This is a genomic window from Paraburkholderia sp. UYCP14C, from assembly GCF_004197395.1.
GTDB lineage: Bacteria > Pseudomonadota > Gammaproteobacteria > Burkholderiales > Burkholderiaceae > Paraburkholderia.
Genome location: NZ_SELS01000103.1, coordinates 1 through 15928 on the forward strand (window position 1 = coordinate 1; position 15928 = coordinate 15928).

Genomic DNA, 15928 nt, shown 5'->3' on the forward strand with positions numbered 1-15928 from the left:
CGAAGCCCGTCAGGAAAGGCTGATGAAGCTGGCCGCCTGAGCTGCAAAAGCTTGTCCAGACAACCGGAGCCGATACAGGTGAAGCAATGAGCGCCGTTACCTTGTTCGCATGGTCCGTTCCGGCGTACTTCCAGGATTCCGTGGTCGACCACACATGGGTGACGACCTACGACAGCCGCGTGAAGATTTACCCGGCGCTGGCGGATGTCCTGATCGCTGGAGAGCACTATTGGTACAGCTGGGGCAGCTTCCACGCCCAAGGTGGGACGCCGGTCAGCGCGGATGGTTTTTTGGCTTCCGCCGGGGCGAATCTACTTTATGCTAGTTGTCTATGTAAGCCCGATGTGGACTCGAGCATCGATCCGGCCGCTCGTGGAACGATATTCAGCTATGGTCGCGATGGCGTATGCCATCAGCTGTCGAACCAGATTCTTTGGTCGACCGGCGGCGGTGGAGTGGCTCCAGTTACGGTCCGCCTGTCCAGGGGTTACTGGCTGAGCAATGCGATCTTCGGAACATACGGCAAGCAGCATGCTGCATGGGCGAGCAAAAAGATTCAGTGCTCGACACCAAGCGGGAGTAATGCCATGAAGCCAGGACATCAGGAATCCGATGTCGACGATTTTCAGCAGCATCTTCAGGCGACCTTGAAGGGGCCCGATGCGGATGCGAAGATCAAGTCGTTGATGGCGCATCGGCGCGCGTTCATGGTGCAGGTCGAGCGCTTGCAATACGCGCCGCAGGGCAGCGATGCTCCGTCGGCCTCGGAGCTGAACCAGGCCTATTCGTCTTTTCTCCGCGATGCTGCCGACATTCTGGGTGCCGAAGACTTCGAGCGCGTTTTCGGCGAACGCCCAAAGGATCAGATGAACGTCGTCGATCCTTCGGTATACGAGCAGAGTGTCCATCGGCCGCTGCCAAAATAATCGAGCCGTGGTTGGACTTGCGGGTTCTTCATGGAGGAAGTTGGCCGCTTCGGGGCGCGCGTCTCAGACGCGTTTTGCAATCACGGTCGTCGAACTCGCAATGTCGAGATTCTTTTTTGCGCTTAGCTGCTTCACGAACGATCGATTCAGCAACGTCGGCGGTCCCTGCAGAATTTCTTCGACCGTGAGCGCCTTGAATTCCTTCAGCGCATCTTCGTCGAGACCTTCCGCCCATTCGCTCATGATCCAGTAAATCGACCAGATGGCCGTGGTCGATTCCGGCACGTACACGCGTTCGGCTTTGATCGCGGATCCGAAGAGATTGAGAATCCCTTCCGCTGTCATGTTGTAGTAGTGATGCGGGTAGCCGTGAGTGGGTTGGGTGAGCGGAACGACCACGACGAGGTCGCCTCCCGGCTTCAACACGCGAAGAATTTCCTTGGCAGCGGTGAATGGGTCCTTCACATGTTCGAGGACATTCAGCGACAACACGCCATCGAACGATGCGTCTTTGAATGGCAGAACTTCGCCGACTCCTCGCACATCGGTTGAGGGATAGTTGGTGATGTCGAAATTGATCACATTTTCGTAGACCGCGGGACGGCTGCCGGCCCCACAATCCAGAACGATCCCCGACGGATGGCGCTCGATCATACTCAGCGCGTCCTGATCGTACAGATTGCTTCCTGCCAGTTCCGAGTCGTAAATGTCGAACTGGGAGCGCAGATCGGGCGACAAAAAATCGAAAAACTTTCCGTCGTCACTGAATGGCATATCGGTGCGAAGGACAGACTCGATTCTTTTTCTTCGTTCCAGCCTGGATTGAGCGGCGACCTGTGCATCTTGCCTGCGATGACTTTCGGAGATGCCGAATACTTCGAAATGCGATCTTCCCGATCGTAATGCGCCGAGCCTGACAGCCTCAGCGACGTCCGGATTTGCCGCGAGATAGGCCTGCTCGCAAAAATTCAACGCGGTAACGCATTCAAGCGCTTGATCCATGTCGGTCCTCGGAATCGTTTCGAATTCGGCTCGCCGATTATAGCGATCTGAGATTTCAGGGAGCGGCTGGTTTTTTGCTGTTTTCGAATGGGTGGTTCGCGTGAGGTGCAGTGGGCGCTTTGGTCCTGCGTGGAAAGCAGATCGGCAACAAAAAGCCCCGCAGCGCGACGCGTACGGGGCTTTTTATGAGCGAACCTGGAAGCCGGTTGGGCTCTGCTTGGTCCCCCTGACAGGAATCCGATGTGATTCCTGCAAAGTCATTCAATTTCTATAGAAGTTCTTCAAATCCTTTGTGGGCGCGGATTTCTGGGCGACTGAAGGATACGGATTCGATTCCTTAATTCTCCAAAATCCAGCAAACTTCCTGTACCATTTACGCCAAATTTACGCCAAGACAAAGGGGCTATGGCTACATTCAGGAAGCGCGGCACGTCGTGGCGCGCGGAAGTCGCGAAGGGCGGCGTCAGGGAATCGAAGACATTCGATACGAAGGCTGAGGCTGTCACGTGGGCGACGAAGCTTGAGGCGGAAATCGACGCCGGTCAACGGCGGTCGTATTCCAAAGTCCAGAAGACACTCGGAGATGCCTTTGATGAATACCTAGAGAAGGTATCACCTGAGAAGGGCAAGCACGAGTGGAACAAGACGCGGTTGGATTTCTTCCGGGATGAACTGGACTTCATCGGCACACTCATTCGGAACGTGAAACCCGAGCAGATCACCGCGTGGCGCGACAAGCGTCTGAAAGTGGTCAAGAACTCCACCGTGAATCGCGATCTCAACCTGCTCTCCGCTGTCTTCGAGGCGGCGTGCAAAGAGTGGAAGTGGATACACACGAATCCCGTTCACGAAGTGAAGCGGCCAAAGGATCCGCCACCGCGCCGGCGCCGCGTGCCGGACGAGGACGCAGCGGTGATCACTAAGGCGCTCGGTCTAACGGACGATGGCCCGATCAAGACTGCGCAGCAGTACACGGCGCTTGCCTTCCTACTGGCTATCGAGACGGGGATGCGTCAGGGGGAAATCATCGGCACAATCTGGAGAGATGTACATTTGCCGCAGAAGTATCTGCACATCCCTAGGTCAAAAAACGGCGATGCGCGCGACGTACCGTTATCGACGCGGGCGGTTGCGCTGCTTAATCGCCTGACGCGGACAAAGGACGAGCCGCGATGTTTCCCGGTTGCGCAGGCCAGCGTCGACGCGTTGTGGCGAAAAGTTCGAGGAAAGGTTGCCGAGAAAAAGCCGGAGTTTGCGGATCTCAATTTTCACGACTCGCGGCATGAGGCCACGACGCGGTTGTCGCGAAAGCTGACCGTGCCGGCGCTCGCGAAAATGATCGGCCACCGCAACATCCAATCTCTGATGATCTACTACGACGAGACAGCCGCAGAATTGGCGGCTCGCCTCGATTAAACAGGCTTGCGCCGGCGGCCGGGGCGCGACGCCGGGATCGTGCCGGCAGTGCTGCGCGCCCACTGCATTACGTCGCTCGCGAACCAGCGGCGCTGCGCCTGCCTCGAGTCGACCGGGCGCAGTGCAGACGGGAACCCAGGCCGCGTCACCACGCGCAATTCGACTGTCTGTTTCGAGAGTCCGAGCCATTGCGCGATCTGTTCGGCGCTCCATAGCGTCTCTTCCGCATTTGGCCTTTCCAGGACCGCGATAAGCCTGTCGACGCGCTCGATAAGGCGGACGACAGCGGACGCTTCGCCATTCGGCGAGCGGCCGTACTTGCTCCAGTCGATAACGAGGTCTGTCTCCTCAAGTGTCGCGTCGGTCATGCCTGTCTGTTTTCCCGGTTTGCACGCTCTGGCGGGTGTTGGAGCGATTTGTGAGCGGAGTCTACTCCAGCGCGGCGTTCGACTCAAGTCATTGTTTTAAAAGAAATTTTTCAACACACCAAAAGTCTGTTAGCGAGTCGCCGGAAGGGCGGCTGCTGGGCGTTGCAACGCGAAGGACGCCAGCGTCGGGCGCATTCGGGCGCAAGTGAAATTTCATGTTTTGCGAGGAGTGAACGATAATCTCGGATGCCGTATGGGGAATACCGTGCTGCTGCCCGGAGCAGCCCTTGCTATTTAGAGTCATATGATGACCAGCGCATCGGAGCAGGATCGCGGACTGGCGCCACAGATGATCGGTATATAGCCTTATCGCAGACATAAGACCGAAAAAATGAATAAAAAAGCGCTTTCCGAACAGGACATCCGCAGCAAGTTCATTTCCCCCGCGCTGATAGACGCGGGATGGGATCTGCAGACGCAGCTACGCGAGGAAGTCGCGTTGACCGCGGGGCGAGTGGTGGTCCGGGGCAACAAGGCAAAACGCGACGAGAAGACGATCCGCCGTGCGGACTACGTGCTGTATCTCAAGCCGGGGATTCCGTTGGCCATCGTCGAGGCGAAAGACAACAACCATACGGTGCGCGACGGCATCCAGCAGGCACTCGCCTATGCCGAGATGCTCGATGTGCCATTTGCCTTCGCCAGCAATGGCGACGGGTTTGTCTGGCATGACAAGACCCTGCAGGACGGCGTGCTCGAGCGTGAGATCGCGCTGGGCCAGTTTCCGTCACCCACCGAGCTGTGGCAACGCTACCTGGCGTGGAAGGGCATCTCCCCGGAGACGGAGCCAGTCTATGCGCAAGACTACTACCCGGGCAAACCGGCGCGCTACTACCAGCTGACCGCAGTGAACCGCGCGATTGAAGCGGTCACGAGGGGCCAGTCGCGGATCCTGTTGGTGATGGCGACCGGCACCGGTAAGACGTACACCGCCTTCCAGATCATCTGGCGGCTCTGGAAAGCGCGATCCGCGAAGCGCATCCTGTTTCTTGCCGATCGCAACATTCTGGTCGATCAGACGAAGACGAACGATTTCAAGCCGTTTGGCGGGGCGATGACGAAGATCGAAAACCGGTCCGTCGACAAGTCCTACGAGATCTACCTGTCACTATATCAGGCGGTGACCGGCACGGAAGAGACACAAAACATCTATCGCCAGTTCAGCCGGGACTTCTTCGACCTGGTGGTGATCGACGAGTGCCATCGCGGCAGTGCCGCCGAGGACTCAGCCTGGCGCGAGATTCTCGACTATTTCAGCTCCGCGACACATCTCGGTCTGACCGCGACGCCGAAAGAAACGACAGAGGTGTCGAACATCACGTACTTTGGAGAGCCGGTCTACACGTACTCGCTGCGGCAAGGCATCGAGGACGGCTTTCTTGCGCCGTACAAGGTGATTCGCGTTGACCTCGACAAGGACCTCGGCTGGCGACCGACCAGTGGCATGGTCGACAAGTTCGGGCAGCTCGTCGAAGATCGGATCTACAACCAGTCGGACATGAACCGGTCGCTGGTACTGACGCGCCGCGATGAAGCGGTGGCAAAACGCATCACCGAGTTCCTGCACGCGACTGATCGGATGGCCAAAACGATCGTGTTTTGCGAGGACATCGACCACGCGGCCCGGATGCGCCAGGCGTTGATCAATGCGAACCCCGACCTGGCTAGTGCCAACCCGAAGTACGTGATGCAGATCACCGGCGACAACGTCGAGGGCAAGCTTGAGCTCGACAACTTCATCAATCCCCGGAAAGCCTATCCGGTGATCGCCACTACCTCGCGCCTGATGACGACCGGCGTCGACGCCAAGACCTGCAAGCTGGTGGTGCTTGATCGCACGATCAATTCGATGACCGAGTTCAAGCAGATCATCGGTCGCGGCACGCGGATCGACGAAGAGTACGACAAGCTGTGGTTTACCATTCTGGACTTCAAGAAAGCGACAGAATTGTTTGCCGACCCGGCCTTCGATGGTGACCCGGTTGTGGTGTTCGAGCCCGAGCCGGACGAACCCGTTGTGCCGCCGGAAGAGGAGGGCGATGCGTCGGGCGACGTTCCTGTCGGTCCAGACGGGAAAACCGGTGACCTCCCAGACGGGCCCGACGAGCCCGGCACCGGCCGAACTAAGTACGTCATCGATGCAGTGTCCGTGTATGTCATCAATGAGCGCGTCCAGTATCTAGGTCCAGACGGCAAGCTGATTACGGAGTCGCTGCGCGATTTCACGCGGATTCAAATTGGCAAGCGCTTCGTCTCGCTCGATGCGTTCTTGCAGGCGTGGAACGACGCCGACAAAAAACAAGCGATCGTCGCCGAGCTGGAAGAGCAGGGGGTGCTGTTCGACGAACTGGCGAAGGAAGCCGGGAAGGACCTCGACCCGTTCGACCTGGTTTGCCATATCGCGTTTGGCCAAAAGCCGCTGACGCGGCGGGAACGCGCCGAGAATGTCAGGAAGCGCGACTATTTCGGCAAGTACGGCGACACCGCGCGGCAGGTGCTGCAGGCGCTGCTGGAGAAATATGCCGACGACGGCATCGAAAACATCGAGCGCCCAGAGGTACTGCGGCTCGCGCCGCTCGACCAGCTCGGCTCGCCGGTCGAACTCGTCCAGGCGTTCGGCGGCCGGGCCCAGTATCAGGCTGCGATCCGCGAGCTCGAACGCTCGCTCTATCAATAAGGTTTCACCGGTTTACTCATGACTATCAGCTCCACCTTTATCAAGTCCGTGCAGGACATCATGCGCCAGGACGCCGGCGTCGACGGCGACGCGCAGCGGATCTCGCAGCTGACCTGGCTGCTGTTCCTGAAGATTTTCGACGACCAGGAAACCGAGCTCGAACTGATGCGCGACGCCTATCGGTCGCCGCTGCCCGAACGGCTGCGCTGGCGCAACTGGGCGGCCGACCCGGAAGGCATCACCGGTGACGAGCTGTTGACGTTCGTCAATACTGACCTGTTCCCGTCGATCAAGGCACTCAATGCCGATCCGCAGCGTAACGCGCGCGGCTTCGTGGCCCGCGAGGTGTTCAGCGACGCGTACAACTACATGAAGTCCGGCCAGCTGCTGCGGCAGGTGATCAACCGGATCAACGAGATCGACTTCAACAACCGCGCCGACCGTCACCTGTTCAACGACCTGTATGAGCGGATCCTGAAGGATCTGCAGAGCGCCGGCAACGCGGGCGAATTCTATACCCCGCGGGCGGTGACGCAGTTCATGGTCGACCAGGTCAATCCGCAGCTGGGCGAGCGAATCCTGGATCCGGCGTGCGGCACCGGCGGTTTTCTGGCGTGCGCGCTCGAGCACCTGAAAGCACAGCGCAGGAGCGTCGAGGACGACGTCGTGGTGCAGAACGCGATCAACGGTGTCGAAAAAAAACAGCTGCCGCACCTGCTGTGCGTGACCAACATGATGCTGCACGGCATTGAAGTGCCGTCGCTGATCCGTCACGACAACACCCTGGCCCGGCCGCTGTCTGACTACGGCACGCGCGACATGGTCGATGTGATCCTGACCAACCCGCCGTTTGGCGGTACCGAGGAGCCAGGCATCGAGGGCAATTATCCGGCGGACGTCCGCACGCGGGAAACCGCTGACCTGTTTCTCGTGCTGATCATCGAACTGCTGAAACACAACGGCCGCGCTGCCGTCGTGCTGCCGGACGGCACACTGTTTGGCGACGGCGTGAAGGCCCGCATCAAGGAAAAGCTGCTGACCGAGTGCAATCTGCACACGATCGTGCGACTGCCGAACGGCGTGTTTGCACCGTACACCGGTATCAGGACCAATCTGCTGTTCTTCACGAAGGGCGCACCGACCGAGTCGGTCTGGTACTACGAACACCCGTACCCGGCGGGTTACAAGAGCTATTCGAAAACCAAGCCAGTCCGTATCGAGGAATTTGGGACGGAGAAGGCGTGGTGGGGCAGCGAGGCCGATGGCTTCGCCAACCGCGTCGAGAGCGAATTTGCTTGGAAGGTGGACATTGCCACTATCAAGGCCAATGGTTACAACCTCGACCAGAAGAATCCGCATCGAAGCGAGGAAATTAGCCATGATCCGGACGAGCTCCTGAGTCAGTATCAACGACTGACCGCCGAGGCGCGGGTGTTGCGTGACAAGCTCAAGGGCATCTTGGCGGACGCGCTGGAGGGCCGGGCGTGAAGCTTAGTGAAGGATTCCAGCTGTTGGCAACCGCGTCAGATGGCGTCCCGCTTTTGCGCGAGTTGGTTTTGTCACTCGCGGTGCGGGGCAAGCTCGTGCCACAGGACTCACGTGAGGAGCCTGCAAGCGCGCTGCTTGAAAAAATGAACGCCGAGCGCGAAAGCGCAATTCGCGATGGCCGTCTGCGGCGCGGCAAGGTTGCATCCGTCGTCGGCAGCAGCTTGTTCAAGCTACCTGCTGGCTGGCAATGGGCTCGGTTGGGGCAAGTAGGAGATTGGGGCGCGGGAGCAACGCCCGCGCGCAGCAACCCTGAGTATTACGGTGGTGGTATCCCTTGGTTTAAGTCCGGGGAATTGAGGTCCGACTACGTGTCGCGATCGGAAGAAACTATCACCCAGGCAGCGCTGAATGACTGCTCCCTTCGCCTCAACAAGGCGGGCGACGTACTCGTCGCGATGTACGGCGCAACAATCGGCAAGACTGCGATCTTGAGTTCGCCAGCTACTACCAATCAAGCCGTTTGCGCCTGTACACCATTCACTGGCTTGGACAGCAGGTATCTTTTGTTGCTACTTAGGTCGATGCGTTCATACTTCATCGGGTTGGGCGCGGGGGGCGCACAACCGAATATCTCTCGCGAAAAGATAATCGCGTCCGTGATAGCGCTGCCGCCCGCGGCGGAGCAAGTGAGGATCATCGCCAAAGTCGATGAACTGATGAAGCTGTGCGACGAACTCGAAACCCATGGCCGACTGGAGTCCGAGCAGCACGCACGTCTGACCGCAGCATTGTTCGATCCGCTGGCCGCGAGCGAATCGGCTCATGCGCTCGCGGAAAACTGGGCCCGCGTCGCCGCGCACTTCGACCTGCTGCTCGACCGGCCGGAAGCGGTCGATGCGCTCGAGCGTGCCATAGGACGCATGGCTGTGCGTGGCTTGCTCGTGCCGCAGGATCCGGCAGATACCCCCGCAAGAGCACTTCTCGCCGAGATTCAATCGAGGAAAGCTCGGTTGATTGCCGAGGGCAAGATCAAGCGGGAGAAGGAGCTACCGGTAATATCGGACGACGACGCTCCGTTTGAATTGCCCGCAGGATGGACTTGGGCGCGCTTTCCGGAACTTGGGGAATTTGGAAGGGGGAAATCTAAACATCGACCGCGGAATGACCCCACGCTGTTTAGCCCCGGCGTTTATCCGCTAATACAGACCGGTGACGTCGCTCGGGCGGATCGCGTGATCGAACGATTCAACGCTCAATACAGTGAGTCTGGTTTGGCTCAGAGCAAGCTCTGGCCTGCTGGAACGCTGTGCATCACCATCGCAGCGAATATTGCTGACTCAGCAATCCTAGGGTTTGACGCGTGCTTCCCCGATAGCGTAGTCGGCTTCGTCCCAATCGGAGAGCTTGTGGACGGCCGCTATCTCTTGACGTTCATCGAAACGGCAAAAGACGATCTAACCGCCTTTGCTCCGTCGACGGCACAGAAGAATATAAATCTGGAGATCTTGAATAACGTTCTAATTCCGGTACCTCCGCGCAATGAGATGCTCCGAATCGTCTCGAGAGTGGAAGAGTTGCGTAATCTGTGCGGTGCCCTGCGCGCGCGCTTGACCGCGGGGCAGACTTGCCAAGCCCGCTTTTCCGAAGCCATGGTCGAACAGGTTGCGGCGTCGCAGGAGGACAAGGGCGAATTCGCCGCGGCCGCTTGAGAAGGGTTGTGCGGAGAGCGTCTGCCAGTTGCTGCGGCTCGAAATTGGCGGATACATCAGCTACGGTTGATGAGCAAATATCGCTGGGCCCGACGTGCGCCCTTGGATTTCGAGGAGCCTTCGTCAAACAAGCCTGGCGGCGGTTCTGGCCCGTCGCCGAGCACATTCGTAGTCTGTTAGCACAGCGTGCGCGCCGGCCGATCGTGACGCGACAATAGGCCAAGGTGGAGACGTCGGCGGCCGCCGGTACGGCGGTACCGGTCGCGTAACTACTGGCAGGCCAACAGAACGCATAGCGGGCCACGTGGCGCCCTTTTTCGCTCTTACATCTTCGTTCACAGAAGGCCAAAGACGGCCAACACGGGCCAAAGTCGTGACGCAAAAATGGGTCTATCCAACACGAGGGATAGACCCATATGAGCGGTACGAATCAACTTTTGCGCCTGCCCGCAGTCGTCGCTGCGGTCGGGCTGAGCAAGTCCAGCATCTACAACCTCATTCGTTCGGGGCAGTTTCCTCGTCCAGTCGTGCTGAGAGTGCGCGCGGTCGCGTGGCGGCTTGAAGACGTGAACGCGTTCATCGCGTTGCGTCGTCCCGCTGGGGAGGCCGCGAAATGAACATTCAACTCTATACGCCTGACGTCCGAATCACGCTGTTCAAAACGATCGGACGTCAGACTGTCGACGGCCAGACGCCGGTCTCGCAACGCGTGCTCGACACGAACAAGACGATCGAGCTTACGCCGTTCATGGGCGACGGCGGGCGCCTGCTCGTATCGAGGTCGGTTCGCGAGCCAGCGGGCGGATGGTCGTTGACGCTGGCGGATCAGCCCTACACGCAGGGCGACTCGTTCGAGTCACTGTATGGTCTGATCGAGCCGATGGACTTCGTCGAGATCCGCATGCGGCATAACTTGCCCAGCTCGTCGACGGGCAATCCGACCAAGCCACCTATCCTCATGCGTGGTTTTGTCTCCGAGATTTCGCGCAATGAGGCGATGGGCAACGATGGCAAGCCGATGCGCACGGTGACGATCGGCGGGCAGGACATGGGCAAGCTCTGGCAGATCATGCAGATCAAGTACATGCCGGGCTATGTTGTCGGCGAAAACTATCTTTCATCGTTCAAGCTATACGAGCGCTTCGGGGTGGGCTTTGTGACGGGCATGACGGCCGGCGCGTTTGTTCAGGAGGTGGTGAACAGCCTCATCAATCCGTTCCTGAGTTCGCTGATGCCGCCGAATTCGCCGAATCCGACGGCGATCAAGCTCGACGTGTCAGTCGCCAATGGCGTCGTCGACGTCGGGGGTGCGCAAAACCAGCAGGGCACCATCTATGGCTTACTCTCCTATTTCGGCGACGTCGGCGTTTTCAACGAGCTCTATCTCGAAGACCGCGAGGACGGTGTCTACTGCGTCTATCGACCGAACCCCCTCAAGGACATCAACGGCACGCTCATCCAGCCGGACGCGCCTAACCTGGCGCCGGTCGATATCGATGCCAAGGATGTGATCTCGCTCAACGTATCGCGCAGCGACGCGAACGTAAGTAATTACTACTGGACTCGCGCGCCGCGCTTCGAGCTCGTGAGCGATATCTATCGCTCGCAATTCGCGGTAGGCGCCGATCCGGCCTCAGTCGATCTTGGTCAATATCCCAACTCGGCAGAGCAGTTCTATGGCGTCCGCCTGCTGGAGACGGAAACGCAGCAAGGTGGCAATGACGTGTCGACGATGGCGAGCGGGCAACCGGCGCCGCAGCAGGCGACGCGCAACGCCAGCATGATGAACTGGGTCAATAACCGACGGGCGATCGTCGTCGCATCCAATAAGGACAATGTCCTGCTCGAGCGCGGCACGGCGCGGATCCGCGCGAATGAGACGGTCAAGCCAGGCAGCTATGTGCGGATCGTGCGCGGATCGTTCTCATCAATGTTCTATGTCGTGGCCGTCGATCTCGACTATATCCCGTATCAAGGCCTGTTCCAGACGCTCAAGCTCGAGCGGGGCAATGGGTTCATCAAACGGGTCACGGCGGGCGCGGGCGTGCAAAGCCCCGCCAATGCGGAAAAATCGGGGCTTGCAAATGGCTAGTCTCCGCTGGGGCACGGTGGCGGCGGTACATCCAGAATAGCATTGATCTTGTTATGACCGACAACGGGCAGCAGCTCGTCGGTGTAATGACGCAACACAAGGCCAGCGGCGCTTCGACACTGCGCCCGGCGGCTTTTCTTTGTCTACCTCGCGACGTCGTGCGACTGTCCTTACATGCGCCCGACCTGCGCCCAGGCTCGTGCGAGCTATCCATCAAACCGTCGCCGACGAAGGCGCCGGGCGGCTCGCGCAACTGATTGTTTGTCTGATGCGAGATGCGTAGGGAGCGTCATTTCAAATATCCGCAGCGTCGCGCGGCTCCTTCAATCGCCGGCCTCCCTTGACGGCGATAGGCAAGTCAGGCGGCTGAGTTCGGGCCATGAAGCGTCATTCGGGCGCATCGTCGGTCGGACGTTCAGACGTCGGATCCGCTCAGCAAGCGGCCATTCGATTCGCAAGTTGAACGTTGCTTTTCTGCCATTTGGTCATCGGTGCATCAACAACCAACGACGGATCCCATGCCCAGAACGCGCGACGTTTTCAGCAGTTGCTGGTTCGCCCAAAATGCCGAAAGAATGCTGCGCCGATAAGGACATCCAGGCTAAATTTGTCAAGACGTCACGGCAAGTATGCTGGCCAAGTACCATCGACGTCTTGGGTAATCTGCGAAGATGAACCGGACTTCCGACCTTCAACTGATAGGTAATTTGGACCTGCCATCGGAGCGGCGTACATGAGGCTCGCCGTCCCGTAACCTCACCGCAAAACAGACGATCCGTTCCCGCCACCTGGCAGGAACGAGATCGGAGTGCGTGACTTCTGAGGCAATGTTGATGAAGATGGCCAGCGGGTAGTTCAGGAGCTCGATCATCCGGATCAGACTCTCAAAGTCTCCGGCGGCCTGCCTTTGGGACGCCGCGAGTTTGATCTCGACAACGGCGATATTTCCGTCACGTCTTGAAGAGTGACGATCCTCGTCGAAGGGCTCGTGAACGATGATGTCTGGCCGGATCTTCAGCCCGTGACTCTCGAACTGTTTCTGGTATTCCTGCTCGATGATGGCCTTGCCGGGCAGAAAATCCACCGGGACGGCTTTCTTCAGCTCGGCGAGCAATTCGCCTTGAAATCCGCGTTCGGTTTCGTAGAACCGCGGCGCTTTGATCGCTCCAAGCGCGGCGGTGATGTGATCGAGGAGTGTGTTGATGTCCATGAAATCGTCCTTCATTGCTGCGCTTCCCGATCACCATTGACCGACTTTCAGCGGCGACTTGATGACGTGCACGAAATCAAGCCAAGCGTCAGCAAGAAGTTCAACATCGACGTGACCTTCAGGCCTTCGGCGCCAGTCCGCTTTGGCCGGCTGCTCGATACGGTGGAAGAAACTCACGAAGCGATTCGCGCGGAAACCCGGGCGCTGAACGCGACCTAATCGCAATGGGCCTCGCCGGGCATCGTTATTTCACAACCATCAGCCTTCTCCCAGTATGCAGGAGCAAATCTATCAGTCACATCGACGACGTGAGGCGTCACCGTTAATCTGTCAGCGACCCATGCAGGCTCCGCATTTTGAAAAGGCGTCAGTGCGGCCCCGCCAAGCGTTAATTGAAACATTAAGTTTGAGGCCTCATTACCCTTCGGCGCACAATAACCCGTAGATTTCGAAGAGAATGATAGCTTTGCTTTTCCATCAGAAATATTAATCGACGGAGTGGCTACAAGAAGCGTTCCACGACCATTTAACATCTCAGTAGGCTGACATACAAGCAATCGGTTGCCAGCAATAGAGGCCACCCTGGGTGGGATTGATGACGAGGAACCTAAAACAACGGTAGTGCGTGGCTCCTCTTTGCTGGAGTTAATCACGTTGTCACGAAAATAGCCGCCCTTCAAAATCATCCAGGTGAATCCTCCGATTCCCCACAAAAAAGCGATTAACATTGTCCCCAAAAAAACCTTGGTTCCGAGATTATTTGGTTTAGATATCTGTTGTCCAAAAATCGATCTGTTCTCGATCTTTTTTTCCTGTCCTTGTGCCGGATTCGGAAACAAACGCAAGACGTGCCCGAGGTCGCCCTCAGTCTGATCCGGCGATACCAGTACTGGTGTGGGACCTTCGTGCATCTTGCGAAGCTTGTCCGAAATGATCTGAACGATGTTTCCGAACGTCATCAAACTCGGACCACCCGATTTTCCGTTTCGCAAGACGTCCAGCAAAAGACCGGAAAAGAGGGTGTAAAGCTCGCCGGACGGCGCCTTGGCTTTACTATATTTGTCTGCAGCACAAAGGACTGTCGTACCCCGGGTTGGATTTTCCTGTTCATCCTCTCTTTCATGCGTATCGAAGGCCTGTTCTGCCGTTTGCACGAGCCCGCCGTCCTCATCCAGGAAGACTTTCAGTGCGCCTGCCGCATAGCAGCAATCGAGAATCACAAAGCGCCGAGACCACGCGGCCAGCTTTTTGAGTTCATCCGCAAGGTCCTGCACCTTAAGAGCGGTTAGCGACGTTGCGCTTTTTGTCGTCGCTGCAATTGAAAGAGAAGTCGTCCCGGACTGCGGCAGGCCGTGTCCGAGATAAATGATAAACACGTTCTGAAGTTCGTCGCCGGCGTCATGATTAAAACGTTCTATATGCTCGCCCATTAATTGCATTTGCCGGGTATTATTTTCCTTGGAATTATAAAGATCGAGAAAATGTTTTCGTTCAACGTTCATCTCAGCCGTCTTTAGAAAATATTTCTTCAGCGCCATCGCGGAGTTTAACAGCGACGGGTTATTAAGATCCGTATAATCCGGATACATGCTCGCGCCGAGCAGGACGACGCATGACTTTGCGCTATGCACGGGCGCCGCCTACTTATTTGATACGGAAGACCCGCTTAATTTTAACTTCACGATCTCTGCAAGGTTATCGGGCGAGACGCCCTTCATCTCGATTTCGCCTTGCCTGCCAATCTTCAATGTGGCGCTATGATCTCGCATTAACCATTCTTTGAGTGTTTTTACAAGCTCCGCTGCAAATTTAGTCCCGATAACCGCAATGATTATCGTTCCAGGATCCAGCGAATCGGAATCTTCCTTTTTGCGATCTAAGTCGATTCCGCGTACCTCTCTGTTCAGATCCTCGATAAGGCTGTTCGTCAGCTCATTTTCCTTGTCGGAGGTTACGCCACCTACCTTTAGCACCAACGTTGCTTTTTCCACGGAACACCTCAACGATGAATAAAAAGACGAAAAGGTTCGCTTACCTTGAAGATGTTCCTTCGCGCGCTTCCTCTCAATACTCAATATAGCGAACGGTTGGATTCTGCGGCTTCTTAAAATCTGGGAGCGCTATGGTTGGCCACGGAGCCCCCGCAAGGATCGAAGGACAAAGCAGGGTGAGGAGATCCCTTGAATGTTGTCGCCGACTCAATATTGATCAGGAGGCCGAGATTCACGTGACCTGGCCCGATGTCGACCGCGTCTCAGAATGGGCTGCATCTGTCAGCTCGCCCCCCGGGTCATCGGCGTGTCGGCAACTCTTTCATTTTGCTATCGGCGGCAACAATCCCTAACCGGCCATTCGGCGATCGACACGTCTAACGGCTGCTTGGGGTTGGGGGCTAGCGATCGTCGGCCAAGGCCTGCACGCCCGACCTACGCGGGAAACGTCGTGCTGTCGCCGATTCTCTCGTGCGCCCTATGTGCGCCCGGATTGCGACGCGTCTTGCGCTGCGCCCCGCCCGCTAACGCGTAGCGGCGTAAGCGCACCAGACTCTTAATCTGTTGGCGCTTGGAGCGCGTCGCAGCAAAGCAACTTTTGTCGCATCTCGTTGCTGGTTGTCGCTGCTCGTCGTCGGTCGTGACACGAAGATGAGGACTCAACTAGTACGAGAGAGGCTTTGTATGAGTGGTGATCGCGTAATGCGTCTTCCGGAGGTGGTGCGTCTGACCAGCCTTCATCGAGGGACGATCTACAGGCTAATGGTGGCCGGGCTGTTTCCGGCACAGAAGAAAATCCCGGGCGTCCGCGCGGCTGCGTGGGCGGCGGCCGACGTCGAGGCGTATTTGGCTAAACAGCGGGAGCAGGGCGCAGCATGAGCACGACAGAACTGGAACACGCCGCGCTCTCAGTGCGGCGGCTCCGGTTTTTCTGGACACAGAGTTGGGGTAAAACGTGTGATCCAAACTGGAGTAGTTGATGTTGAAGA

Annotated in this window: 14 protein-coding genes; 9 read left to right on the forward strand and 5 right to left on the reverse strand. The window is 57.7% G+C overall.

Annotated elements, in window-relative coordinates:
- Nucleotides 1-86 precede the first annotated feature (86 nt).
- Nucleotides 87-926 carry a hypothetical protein gene (locus tag EVC45_RS41110; RefSeq protein WP_129963818.1) on the forward strand — a complete coding sequence of 280 codons (840 nt, stop codon included), beginning with the start codon at nt 87-89 and terminating at the stop codon, nt 924-926.
- Between the two features lie 63 nt (nt 927-989).
- On the opposite strand, the gene EVC45_RS41115 is transcribed toward EVC45_RS41110, so the two are convergent.
- A complete protein-coding gene (locus tag EVC45_RS41115) occupies nt 990-1928 on the reverse strand; it encodes a class I SAM-dependent methyltransferase (protein ID WP_129963819.1) in 939 nt (312 codons plus the stop codon).
- 405 nt (nt 1929-2333) lie between these two features.
- Between EVC45_RS41115 and EVC45_RS41120 the strand changes: the two genes are divergently transcribed.
- Complete coding sequence (locus EVC45_RS41120; RefSeq protein ID WP_129963820.1) at nt 2334-3344, forward strand: integrase; 1011 nt, start codon at nt 2334-2336, stop codon at nt 3342-3344.
- On the opposite strand, the gene EVC45_RS41125 is transcribed toward EVC45_RS41120, so the two are convergent.
- Entirely contained in the window at nt 3341-3712 is a 372-nt protein-coding gene (locus tag EVC45_RS41125; RefSeq protein ID WP_248295462.1) for a hypothetical protein, read from the reverse strand. The genes EVC45_RS41120 and EVC45_RS41125 overlap by 4 nt on opposite strands.
- 391 nt (nt 3713-4103) lie before the next feature.
- Here EVC45_RS41125 and hsdR point away from each other — a divergent pair, with 391 nt between their 5' ends.
- From hsdR to EVC45_RS41150, 5 genes are all read left to right on the forward strand, one after another.
- Nucleotides 4104-6449: an EcoAI/FtnUII family type I restriction enzme subunit R gene (gene hsdR / locus EVC45_RS41130; protein ID WP_129963821.1), complete on the forward strand. Its 2346-nt coding sequence runs from the start codon at nt 4104-4106 to the stop codon at nt 6447-6449.
- An 18-nt stretch (nt 6450-6467) separates the two neighbouring features.
- Entirely contained in the window at nt 6468-7937 is a 1470-nt protein-coding gene (locus tag EVC45_RS41135) for a class I SAM-dependent DNA methyltransferase (RefSeq protein ID WP_129963822.1), read from the forward strand.
- Nucleotides 7934-9646 (forward strand): restriction endonuclease subunit S, encoded by a 1713-nt coding sequence (locus tag EVC45_RS41140; protein WP_129963823.1) that lies wholly within the window; start codon nt 7934-7936, stop codon nt 9644-9646. The genes EVC45_RS41135 and EVC45_RS41140 overlap by 4 nt, the downstream gene beginning before the upstream one ends.
- A 416-nt stretch (nt 9647-10062) precedes the next feature.
- Nucleotides 10063-10263 (forward strand): AlpA family transcriptional regulator, encoded by a 201-nt coding sequence (locus EVC45_RS41145; protein WP_129963824.1) that lies wholly within the window; start codon nt 10063-10065, stop codon nt 10261-10263.
- Nucleotides 10260-11738: a hypothetical protein gene (locus tag EVC45_RS41150; protein WP_129963825.1), complete on the forward strand. Its 1479-nt coding sequence runs from the start codon at nt 10260-10262 to the stop codon at nt 11736-11738. Before EVC45_RS41145 ends, EVC45_RS41150 begins: the two co-directional genes overlap by 4 nt.
- 691 nt (nt 11739-12429) lie before the next feature.
- Here the strand turns inward: EVC45_RS41150 and EVC45_RS41155 are convergent.
- Nucleotides 12430-12948: a hypothetical protein gene (locus tag EVC45_RS41155; protein WP_129963826.1), complete on the reverse strand. Its 519-nt coding sequence runs from the start codon at nt 12946-12948 to the stop codon at nt 12430-12432.
- Nucleotides 12949-13014: 66 nt separating this feature from the next.
- Here EVC45_RS41155 and EVC45_RS45940 point away from each other — a divergent pair, with 66 nt between their 5' ends.
- Nucleotides 13015-13167, forward strand: a complete 153-nt coding sequence (locus tag EVC45_RS45940) for a hypothetical protein (RefSeq protein ID WP_168991642.1) — start codon at nt 13015-13017, stop codon at nt 13165-13167.
- On the opposite strand, the gene EVC45_RS41160 is transcribed toward EVC45_RS45940, so the two are convergent.
- Both EVC45_RS41160 and EVC45_RS41165 read right to left on the reverse strand, forming a co-directional pair.
- Nucleotides 13164-14579 (reverse strand): caspase family protein, encoded by a 1416-nt coding sequence (locus EVC45_RS41160; protein ID WP_373683120.1) that lies wholly within the window; start codon nt 14577-14579, stop codon nt 13164-13166. The two genes, EVC45_RS45940 and EVC45_RS41160, sit on opposite strands and share 4 nt — an antisense overlap.
- A gap of 9 nt (nt 14580-14588) precedes the next feature.
- Complete coding sequence (locus tag EVC45_RS41165; protein ID WP_129963828.1) at nt 14589-14939, reverse strand: hypothetical protein; 351 nt, start codon at nt 14937-14939, stop codon at nt 14589-14591.
- A gap of 684 nt (nt 14940-15623) precedes the next feature.
- Here EVC45_RS41165 and EVC45_RS41170 point away from each other — a divergent pair.
- Nucleotides 15624-15818 carry an AlpA family transcriptional regulator gene (locus EVC45_RS41170; protein ID WP_129963829.1) on the forward strand — a complete coding sequence of 65 codons (195 nt, stop codon included), beginning with the start codon at nt 15624-15626 and terminating at the stop codon, nt 15816-15818.
- Nucleotides 15819-15928: the final 110 nt, after the last annotated feature.